The 10,782-nt window shown below is 39.0% G+C and carries 11 protein-coding genes; 2 read left to right on the forward strand and 9 right to left on the reverse strand.

Features of this window, described 5'->3' with window-relative positions; all coding sequences use genetic code 11:
- Window positions 1-109: 109 nt before the first annotated feature.
- The 6 genes from glgP to FZF08_RS24275 form a co-directional block, all read right to left on the reverse strand.
- Window positions 110-1,753 (reverse strand): alpha-glucan family phosphorylase, encoded by a 1,644-nt coding sequence (glgP, locus tag FZF08_RS24250; protein WP_229216673.1) that lies wholly within the window; start codon window positions 1,751-1,753, stop codon window positions 110-112.
- A gap of 29 nt (window positions 1,754-1,782) precedes the next feature.
- Window positions 1,783-2,853, reverse strand: a complete 1,071-nt coding sequence (locus FZF08_RS24255; RefSeq protein WP_229216674.1) for a DUF3500 domain-containing protein — start codon at window positions 2,851-2,853, stop codon at window positions 1,783-1,785.
- 58 nt (window positions 2,854-2,911) lie between these two features.
- The gene (cysQ, locus tag FZF08_RS24260; RefSeq protein WP_159474749.1) at window positions 2,912-3,697 is read right to left on the reverse strand and encodes a 3'(2'),5'-bisphosphate nucleotidase CysQ; all 786 of its coding nucleotides are present in this window, start codon (window positions 3,695-3,697) and stop codon (window positions 2,912-2,914) included.
- A 95-nt stretch (window positions 3,698-3,792) separates the two neighbouring features.
- Entirely contained in the window at window positions 3,793-4,926 is a 1,134-nt protein-coding gene (locus FZF08_RS24265) for a hypothetical protein (RefSeq protein ID WP_229216675.1), read from the reverse strand.
- 96 nt (window positions 4,927-5,022) lie between these two features.
- A complete protein-coding gene (locus FZF08_RS24270) occupies window positions 5,023-5,589 on the reverse strand; it encodes a hypothetical protein (protein WP_159474752.1) in 567 nt (188 codons plus the stop codon).
- A 438-nt stretch (window positions 5,590-6,027) separates the two neighbouring features.
- Window positions 6,028-6,867, reverse strand: a complete 840-nt coding sequence (locus FZF08_RS24275; RefSeq protein ID WP_159474755.1) for an AraC family transcriptional regulator — start codon at window positions 6,865-6,867, stop codon at window positions 6,028-6,030.
- 92 nt (window positions 6,868-6,959) lie between these two features.
- Here FZF08_RS24275 and FZF08_RS24280 point away from each other — a divergent pair, with 92 nt between their 5' ends.
- Window positions 6,960-7,961: a zinc-dependent alcohol dehydrogenase family protein gene (locus FZF08_RS24280; RefSeq protein WP_159474758.1), complete on the forward strand. Its 1,002-nt coding sequence runs from the start codon at window positions 6,960-6,962 to the stop codon at window positions 7,959-7,961.
- Between the two features lie 191 nt (window positions 7,962-8,152).
- Entirely contained in the window at window positions 8,153-8,575 is a 423-nt protein-coding gene (locus tag FZF08_RS24285) for a hypothetical protein (protein ID WP_159474761.1), read from the forward strand.
- A 134-nt stretch (window positions 8,576-8,709) separates the two neighbouring features.
- Here the strand turns inward: FZF08_RS24285 and FZF08_RS24290 are convergent, their stop codons facing one another.
- The 3 genes from FZF08_RS24290 to FZF08_RS24300 form a co-directional block, all read right to left on the reverse strand.
- Window positions 8,710-9,423 carry a YqjF family protein gene (locus FZF08_RS24290; RefSeq protein WP_159474764.1) on the reverse strand — a complete coding sequence of 238 codons (714 nt, stop codon included), beginning with the start codon at window positions 9,421-9,423 and terminating at the stop codon, window positions 8,710-8,712.
- A 72-nt stretch (window positions 9,424-9,495) separates the two neighbouring features.
- The gene (locus tag FZF08_RS24295) at window positions 9,496-9,870 is read right to left on the reverse strand and encodes a hypothetical protein (protein WP_159474767.1); all 375 of its coding nucleotides are present in this window, start codon (window positions 9,868-9,870) and stop codon (window positions 9,496-9,498) included.
- Window positions 9,871-10,250: 380 nt separating this feature from the next.
- Window positions 10,251-10,782: transposase (locus FZF08_RS24300; protein WP_159474788.1), on the reverse strand; the 532-nt coding region annotated here is incomplete at its 5' end.

Here is a 10,782-nt window from a genome sequence, read left to right on the forward strand (position 1 = left end):
AATTTATTCAATATTCGATTAAAGTAAAAGGGCAAAGATCGCAAAGATTAAACTTAGCGACCTTTGCCCTTTTACTTCCCTATTTTGCGTGAAACCTTAAATCCAAATCTTAGTATAACTTCTCATAATACTCCCTCGCCATTCGATCCGAATTAAATGGTTCATTCACATCATTCATGCTATTCAACGTAATGCGCTGCCATTCTTTTTGATTTTTATAATAGGTCGGCAAGACTTTATTTTCGATAAGATCGAAGAAGTTGTCGCAGTCCGTTTTGTTGATATCATCGCCTTGTGCTACTGGCACAATGAATGAATTTTCTCCATCTTTGGCAAATTCACAAATCCAGCCGTCGTATGTGGATAAGTTTATGGAAGCATTCATCGCCGCTGTCATGCCGCTTGTTCCGGAAGCTTCGCGGGTAACGACCGGCGTATTTAGCCAAACATCAGAACCATCTTTTAATAGTTTCGAAAGTGCCAGTTCGTACCCTGTCAGCACTGCCATATTATCAAAATAGTGACTAAGGTAGAAAAGATGATTGAAGGTATTAATTGCGCCTTCATCTTTTGGATATGGTTTCCCTGCCCAGATAATCTGGATTGGCATATCCTTATTATCAAGCAATTTCTTAAACCGCTCGACATCCCAGGTCAGTATATCCGGACGTTTGTATGCCGCAAACCGTCTCGCCCAAACGATTGTCAATACATTGGGATCAAATATTTTTCCACACTGGTCTGCAACTGTTTTAAACAGAACACTTTTAAGTTCCTTCTTTCTGGTAGAAATGGCTTTCGAATCTTTTTTGATTCTCGCCTTTTCCAGCGTCTCGTCGATCCAATACGTATTATTTTGGGCGTTGGTAATATGCGTTATTTCACTAATTCCCGGATAACTTTTCCACATCTGTCGTGCGACTTCTCCATGCAGTTTTGAAACTCCGTTGGCCTTTTTGCTCAATCGTAAAGCCGCCAGCGAATGATTGAAAATATTATCGTCAATACCGGTAATCTTACGAACTACGTCCATTTTCAGTCCGGAAAAGAATCCCAGATTTTCCAGAAAGCCGATATCATGTTTTTCATTTCCGGCTTCTTCCGGCGTATGGGTTGTAAATACCAAACGCTTCTTTAACTCCGGCAATTTTTTGAATTTCTGGTATAAATAAAATGCTGCGGAAACAGCATGGGCTTCATTCAAATGATAAATATCCGGTTGATATTTCAGTTCGTCAAGCAGTTTAGCCCCACCTATTCCCAACACCATACCTTGCGCGACTTTCATCGTCACATCAGAATCGTATAAAGAATAAGACATTGCACGGGCTTGTTCATCATTCCCATCCACATCCGTGGTCAGGAAAAACATTGGAGCCGTTTTAAAAACTTCGGGAGAAAGATAATAAGCCCTTACCCAAACTTGTTTTCCCAAAATCGGAATCTGAAAATTGATACCGGTATCCGTTAAAAAATGATATATTTTTTCATGAAACTGAGGTTCCATACTATTATCGCGTTTACGTCCTTGATCGTAATACCCATATTTCCAAAGCATCCCGACCCCGATTAAATTCTGACGCAGGCCATATACGCTTTTCATATGCGACCCCGCCAGAAAACCCAATCCTCCTGAATAAGTTTTCAAAGCCTGATCAAGGGCGAATTCCATTGAAAAGTAAGCGATTGATTTTGTATAATTTTTATCCGGTGTGAACGGATGTTGAAAGGGGACAGAAAATGGCTGATTCATTGAACACCGATTTAAATGAAAGAAATTTTCTAAGGTTTCGGATGCATTTTTTCATAATGCAAACGAAGTAAATCTTCGCCGAAATCATTGTTCAGATCCCGTACGACGGTATGGATATGGTTTGCGTTGTTTTGGGTGTTATCAAATTCAATCAGGATTGTTGGCCCCTGAATCCGATAATAAAACCCCGCTCCTTCTTTTATTTCCGGATCCATATTTCCCATCCAAGCAAAATGTATGCCATCAAGCCCTGAATTTTTCAATTTAACCATTTGTTGATCTTTCAATGTCACATGATAGCGATTAAGATAAACGGCGATAAGCTCTTGAAAAAGTGTTTTTTGTGGTGCTGTCATATCTTTCATCGCCATACCTTCCGTCTTCACAACAACCATATTGCTCCTGTTGTTTGCAGATAAAATCTCCCACGGCGCCTTTTCTGACAAAATCACCTTTTGACGCTGGACATCCGAAAATGAATGCAGTAACTGAAAAGCAATATCCTGTTCACCTTTCAAAATACGTTTTCCTTTTTGCGGAACATCGGCTAAAACTTTACCTGGATTCGAACCCATAAAACCCGGTGTAAACGTGATCTCGCCATTAACAGAAGTAAATTGCAGCGAAACATGATGTCCCTCCATACGCCAGCCCCAAGGCTTAACAAGATCCGGAGTACCAAAAACCATGAAGGAATAATTTTCCGGATCGCGGTAGGTATCGGTTGAACTACGTTTTTCAACGACACGAAGTACATTTTCCAAATCAACAATATCCAGCGTTTTCTGATAGCCATTTGCACTCATAACCAGTTTAACCATTTCAAAAGCTTTCGTCCGCTGAGGTTCCTTCATATTTTTCAGCGTCAGGCCTTTTCGTGTTCTCGGCACATAATGCCAGTCAAAACGAATCGTATCTTCGAAAGAAACACAGGCCTCCTTTATTTGTCCGGCGTCCAAAGATTTTACAAAATCATTAACCACTACAACCATTTTCCCGGATAACAACTTGTCCTTTCGATCCGCAAAACTATGATTTAAAAATAAAACCAGAAGAAAAGTAAGACAGATGAGCCTGTAATGCGGTTTAAAAAATTTCATGGTTTCTGATGTTTTGTAGTTCAAACAAAAGATACTCTAACCGTTGATTATACTGCTTTTATTCTCCGTCGTGCAGCGTAACATACTGTGCTCCGCAAATAAAACTTCCGTTGACAAGCGAAACCTTATTGTACAAAAACGGCTCGCCATTTAGCTTTGTCATTTGCCCTCCGCTCAATGTTAGTATGGCCTGTCCCGCCGCTGTATCCCACTCCATCGTCGGATTTTGACGAAAATAAATATGTGCTAAACCTTCGGCAAGCAAGCAAAATTTAAGAGAACTGCCGATAGCAATTTTCTTCACAACCGGATATCTCGCCAAAACTTCGGTTTCCTCAGGCGCTGCATGGGAACGGCTTCCAACTGAAATCCAGTCGGTACTATTTTTATCAACTTTCAAAGGGGTTTTAATTCCATCAGAATCAATTTTCCATCCACCCGTTTCCTGATTTGCGTAATACATCGTGTCTGTTACAGGAATGTAAATAATTCCTAAAACCGGCACTCTGTTATGAATAAGAGCGATATTGATGGTGAACTCACCGTTTCGGTTTATAAACTCTTTTGTCCCATCGAGCGGATCCACACACCAGAAATATTCCCAGTTTTTCCGTTCTTCGTACGATACATGCAATTCCTCTTCGGACATAATCGGTATATGCGGCGTTAAGATTTCCAGTCTTGCCACAATCAGATCATTGGACGCCTGATCCGCCAACGTCAAAGGCGAATGATCCTCCTTATATTCAACTTCTTCCGATTTTTCAGCATCGTAATAAATGTCCAAAACAGCCTTTCCAGCATCCCTGGCAATTTCTAATAAGTTTTCAATATCCGGTATCATAGTGTCATGTGTTTCAAAAATTTCAGTTCAGGAATATAATAAAAATGCCTGTCCGAAATGAGTTCAGACAGGCATCATTTCAAATCAAATTACTTTTATTTCCCGAACAACCTCGCCCAGAAACCTTTGGCCTTCGTTTTTGTTTCTTCATATTTTTCAGAAGCAGCCACTTTCAGTTCTTCTATTTCGACCTCTGCTTTTGCTTTCAGTTCTGTTGCTTTTACCTGCGCTTCGGCCAGTTTTTCTGCGGCAATTTCTTTTGCATCTTCAAATTTCTCAGCTGCAATCACTTTCGCGTCTTCAAATTTTTCCGCTGCATCTTCTTTCAGATCAGCAAACTTTTCAGCCGCTTCGTCTTTCAGGTCTTCAAACTTTCCGGCCGCTTCTTCCTTCAAAGCACCGGCCCGGCCCTGCAATTCAGAAATTACTTCTTCGGCCTTCACCTTGCCGGCAGCGATATTTAATTCAACTTCATTTTGAAGCTGCTCTACCTTACCCGAAAAACCAGATTTAATTTCCTCCACTTTTTCAACCGCCTCTTCTTTTACCTCTGCTGCTTTCTCAACAACCTCATCTTTTACTTCAACAGCCTTTTCCTGCATTTCGGCAACTTTTTCACCGGCTTCGGCAGTTAATTCTTCCGCTTTATCCGACGCTTCAATTTTTGCATCTGCAAAATCAGCTTTCACTTCTTCTATTTTTTCGTCGGCCACTTCTTTATAAGCCTCAGCAGATGCTGAAACATCTTCTTTTATTTCGGCAACAACTTCCTTTGCATCTTCTACTTTTTCAGACGCGTCCGCTTTTAATTCATCTATTTTCTCTTCTGCATCAGCTTTAATCTCTGTTGCATCACTTTTCACTTCCTCAACCTTTTCTTCTGCAACCACTTTCAATTCTTCTGTCTTGTCTTCCGCTTTCGCAGCTAGCTCAGAGGCTTCACTTTTTATATCTTCAATTTTATCTTCCGCAACTTCCTTGTATTCTTCAGCTTTAACTTCCGCTTCGGCCTTTAATTCTGTTGCATAACTTTTCACTTCTTCTATTTTTTCTTCGGCTGTTTCTTTAGCAACATCAACTCCTATGGCTGCCGCATCTTTCACATCTTTTCCAATCTCCTCAACGTTATCCGCAGTTTCGTCTTTCAATTCGGTTGATTTAGCTTTAATGTCTTCAATTTTCTTATCCAAAGATCTTTCGGACGGTGTTGGTTCTTCATTAGCTGCCATAACTGGGTGTTGATTTGGATGGGAAAAGTTAGAAAAGGTTGAAAGCGTAAGCTACAAAGGAGTTCCGAACGTTGCAAACAAACACAAACCTTTTTGCTAGGATAACCTTCTAATGATCAATTTTTTAACAATTTCATAAAAGATATCCGGCTGAAGCGTACGCCAGTTATCCATCTGCAAAGTCCCGCCGAAATTAAGATAGTAATCTAGTCGGCAACGTTTCCACTCTTCCTCCACATGGTCACGAAAGTTTACAGCCGCAATCCATCCGTCTTCGACATCATCAAACCATTCGGCATAATAATCATCTTCACCGCCATGAAAATTCAAAACATTCTCACCCATCAAAATAAACTGGTTGATTCCTTCTTCAATTAACGGATCAACAACCTGGCGTTTCAGGTACATAATATCGTTGTGCAGCGTGTCGTTCCACTCGCCCATGAGCTCAATAATCGCAAAATGTTTGTCGTAGTCGGCGAAAAGGATTTTTACGTAGAGCGTTTCCGAGCCAATCTCGTCCCAGAGCGGGTGGATGTAATAACCATAAATCGCATTTTCATAATAATCAAGATTATAAGTCCGCCCATAAAATGGTGACTTCCGATCCCGACTGGCGACATAATGCTTCTCCCAATTGTAATACGGCTCAATCTCGTTCATATTTTTTAGTCGATAAATAGTGCTCGCAGATGGTTTTCGCTGCGTAGGTATTTAACGTAAATTTTGGGTTTTGGGGTTCAGATTAAGGGATGACTTATTAAAATTACGAATTATATTTCCTCTATTTCAAGCTGCTTGCATATGTTTTGCAAAATATTGGATCCAACAGAGAAAGTCTGAGAACACTCGTAGTCACACCTTTTTCCGCATTTCTATAAAGATCATGATTTGCTCCATGCCTAAGGAAATAACAAGAATGTTTATTTAAATGTTGTATTAGTTTATTCCTCTTGATCGACATAAGAGAAGATTAATTGTTCTCTTTAAATAATATCACCAGGATCTTCCTCCTCCTTTAGATCTTAATTAATTTTGAGTTATCAGACTCATAATTAAAGATATAACTTTAAAAATAAAACGGAAAATATGCTTATATCTTTAAATCACATCTTCCCCCAACCTAAACTCTCCCGGACTCACCCCCATATATTTCTTAAAAATCCGGTTCAGATGACTTTTATCCGTAAATCCGAATTCATTCGCGATTTCGGTAATCTGCATATCCGTATGTTTCAGGCGATTCCCAATCAGCTTTAATTTATAATGCATAACATATTGCTGCAACGTCTCATTCATGTGTTTTTGGAAATATCGTCCGATGTAAGTTTCCGAGATCCCGAATTTTTGACTGATATGTTCGCCTTTTAAAAATTCCGGATTGTATATATTCGCCTGAACATATTGGAGTATTTTAACCGCTTTACTATCACTTTGTTCATCGATTTGAGAAGGAAGGCTCAGCATAATATTTCTGGCAATGATGACCAGCAAAGTATTAATATATTGAGAAATGAGCTCTTTATGATACAAATCCTTTTTAGTATGCTCTGCAATTAACGCTTCCATAACAGACCTGACTACCTTTTTATCTGCATCATTTTTTAAAGCACAACCGGGTTCATGACTGGCATTTTTCAAGATCATTTCCATCCTTTGCAACGGCCCGGTTTCTTTCGCCTGAACATAAATATCATTGAAGCGGATGAAGAAAAACTGCGTCGGGGTTTTTATATCAAAACGATGAGAATCCTCTGGCGCAACCAAAAATAAATGTCCCGGTTTGTAATCAAATTCTGTCGAATTAATGGATTGTTTTCCAGTCCCGTCCACGACGTAAATGATTTCAAAAAAGCTGTGCGCATGCTCTCCACGCGGACAAACATCCAGAAATTCTTTAAGGATCAATTCAAATGGCTCGTGTAAAGTATCTTTTTTCATGACAAAAATATACAACTTTTGTATGTAAAATTACACCTTTTCAATTCACAAAACCGGCGAAATTTGTCTTATCAATTTAAATAAAGATAATCATGGAAAATTCAGCCAGAAAAATGAAAGCGCTTGTATTAGAACAATTTGAAGCTCCTTATGTATTGAAAGAAATTGCTATACCAACCGTTGGCGACGATCAGGTTTTGGTACAAATTAAAGCCAGTGGAATAAACCCACTTGACCTTAAAATAAAATCAGGAAATGCGGGACACGCCAAAGCAATATTACCCGCTATACTTGGTATCGACATGGCTGGAATAATTGTTAAGGTTGGCCAAAATGTTGAAGATTTTAAAGTTGGAGACGAAGTATACGGGATGACTGGTGGTATCGGCGGCGTACAGGGTTCGTTGGCTCAATACGCTTCGGTTGACCCGGACCTTTTGGCACTCAAACCCAAAAACCTGACGATGAGAGAGGCAGCATCTCTTCCGTTAGCATTCATTTCAGCTTGGGAAGGCTTGGTGGATCGTGCCCGGGTAAGCGAAAAACATAGCGTGCTGATCCATGGCGGCGCGGGTGGCGTAGGAAATATTGCGGTACAGTTGGCAAAATCATTTGGCGCCAAAGTTTTCGCCACAGTATCTGAATCTCAAAAAACATTTTTAAATAATCTCGGAGCCACAGCCATTGATTATGAAAAAGAATCGGTTTCTGACTATGTTGATTTGCACACGAATGGAGACGGATTTGACATCATTTTTGATACAATAGGAGGCACAACACTTGACGCGTCCTTTCAGGCCGTTAAAATATATTCCGGACATGTAGTAAGTATCCTGGGTTGGGGCGTTCATAGTTTGGCTCCGCTATCGTTTCGTGGCTCGTCCTATTCCGGTATCTTTACACTATTACCTTTACTATCAGGAAAAGGTCGGAAACGTCATGGAGAAATGTTAAAAGAAGCAACCCGATTAGCCGAAAACGGACTTTTAAAGCCTATTCTGGACTCTCAGATTTACATATTAGAAACAATCGAAGAAGCTTACAAGGCCATTGAAAGTAGAATAGCAAGAAAGAAAGTTGTTATTGAAATTTAATGCTTAAAAAAATTCAAAATCCTTCGATTTGCCAGTCGGAGGATTTTCTGATTGTTATCCTACAAAAAACAAATCATCTCCAAATTTTGCATAATACCAATTTTAATATTAATAATTCTTTGAAAATATAATACACCATTGATAAATTTGTTATAATTGACAAATACCAGAACAAACAATAACTCAACAGTATGAAAGCCATCGATTATTTACGTGATGAGATAAAATCATACTTCCCGGAATCTACTGAGTTGCAACTTTCCGGTGATTTTGCCCAGCGCCGGCGATTTAACTTTTATTTTAAAATCAAGGACAACTATTCTTATCTCCTGTATTTAAATTGGGACGGGGAATACGACCAGTTCATTTTAAAATGTCTGGAATTTGTAAACGAGGAAATTTTAGAAAAATTAATAGCAGAATATCCTGAAACCGGAGCCAAAACTTTTAACCTCGGGCAACCTTGTTTAACGGTTTCGTTTATTTATCGCGGTGAAAATAAGCTGGCGGTTCTGGACTTTAAAGGGCCCGTTGACGCCGAAATTCATTCCAGGGAAATTTCGGGAATTAAATTAATGGAGTGCGTTGATCCGGATTTGAGTAAGGATAACTAAGCGTTTATTTGATATTACAAAGTCTTCGATTATTAATCAGTCGTGCCGAAAACAATTTCACAAACCGTTGCGATCATTAGCCCAAGGAATAAATTCCGCGGCTACAATGTCGGTCGTGCCCATGGCACTTTACCTTAAATACGATTTCTTTTCCATTTCACTGAAACCGGTGAACCTTCTGCCAACATCACAGAATCAGGTTCTAAGTCTTTCAAAAAATCAAAATCTTTTCCATACATCGCAGCAAAATTACAGTTGATATCATAGTTGATAACTTCATTCACATTCCATCGATCGTGATGGATGTTGTACTCTTCGGTGCTCGCATCATCAATTTTGGTATAGCCGTAATAATGCTCAAAAATAAATTCTTCTATACTATCAACAGCCATTGGAACGCCCGCTTCCGAAGCTTCGGCGTAGATTGAATTCCATTCATTTGCAATCTTCCAATCAAATTTTATTTGTTTCACTTTGCCATTACTTTTCCAATCATGACGGGTTGGGATGGATACGTAATGTTCTTTATATAAGTAATTCGCCACCACCGCAACAATCTTACTTGGCACTGTTTCATTGATAAAAACAACGCCCCGTTTTATTTCATTTCCCGTTTTCCGGATTACATAAAAACGAAGATTGACTTCTTCAAAAGTACCGTAAAATGGAATGGGCACACTAAAAATTTTAGTGTCTTTGAAAAGAAAACCAACCAGACTTACATAGGTTTTACCTTGATAAAAATCCAGTTCCACACCTTTGGGAAGATACGGCGCTAAAACCTCCGGCGGCACGGCGTAATTGGCCATGATCAAATTTTGCCATTTTGCTTTTAAAAAATTCGTCATGCTTTTAAACACTCAATAATTGTACCTTCGATTTTCAACTAACTCCACCAGTGCATCAATATTGTCTGGAAATCATTGTGAAACAAGCATCGATCCCAGGTTGTAACTATCTTCTATTTTGCCATCAACAAAATAAATTAAATGAAGCTTATAATCAGCACTGCTTATTTTTTCCTTATAAATCGTCACCTCAAAGCCATCCATCGGCACCTTTTGGAAAGTTGTGTAAAAACTCTTTACCGAGCGCTTGTAAACCAAATTAACCGGAAATATATATTGATGCTTCCCACCGTTCGGTTCAGTTGCAATAATAAACAGTTCAGCACCAATACGATCCAGCTTTAAATCAGTACTTGTTAATTTGAGAATTGATTTATCTTCGAATTTAGAAACATGAAGAACCTTTGCAAATAATACCCTATGCTCAAAATTTTGTTCAAATAGCAAAAATATCTTTCTGGATATTTGATTTAATGTATTCCGACAAAAAAAGAATCAGATTTTCAAAATCGTTATAAAAAGGGAAATTATAGGCGAAAGTATACACAAAGTAACCGAACAGTACAATCACACTTACAATGTAAATCCAGATTATGGCAGTAAAAAGCGAGTAATATTTGGGTAATCGGGCGAAGAAATGCAACATTCTTTTATATTGAGGGTGGATTCAAGTTATAAATGCAACACTAGGAGCCTGTCGGACTCATGATTTTTAAATTTCTTTTTTCAAATTTTGATCGCAGAAAACTCGGCGGCTCGATTAAGGATCCATTTGTATACTTAATATTGGTAACTTTAGGGATTTTAGTGGCGGTTGATCATCGTTTTTAAGCTAATGATAGCTTAAAGAGCCTTTTTAGGTTATATGCCAAGCACACCAAGGACCATTCGCTGTCTGTTTCTAATACGCCTCTTAATGAAAATTGTCTGAATCCTAGTACGCTTTTTATGATGCCGAAAACAGGTTCCACTATTTGCTTTCGCCTTTTATAAATGGCCTTGTATTCGGGAATTTTTAAACGTATTCTCATTTGTTCGATTGCTGTCAGATCTGGCTGTGTGGGCTCAACATCGTTGGCGTCCCCACCATTTTGTGCTTGACTTAAAACAGTTTCCAAATAACTGTTATGTTGCTCTCTTGATGTAGCGATAACAGCTACGGTACCTTCCGGCACCTTACATGCATTGTTTTCGCTGAAATAGCCTGCATCAGCCACAGCAACTGTTATTGTACCTAATTCTATTGAGACCGAAGCTATACCAGGTAGGAATTCAGACTTGTCATTTGCGTGTTCATTGCTGTAAGCACCAACAATAATCATATCCTCATTAACAGCAGCCTGGCCATTATAGCACTGG

Origin of the sequence: Dyadobacter sp. 3J3 (assembly GCF_009801115.1) — a bacterium.
GTDB lineage: Bacteria > Bacteroidota > Bacteroidia > Cytophagales > Spirosomataceae > Dyadobacter.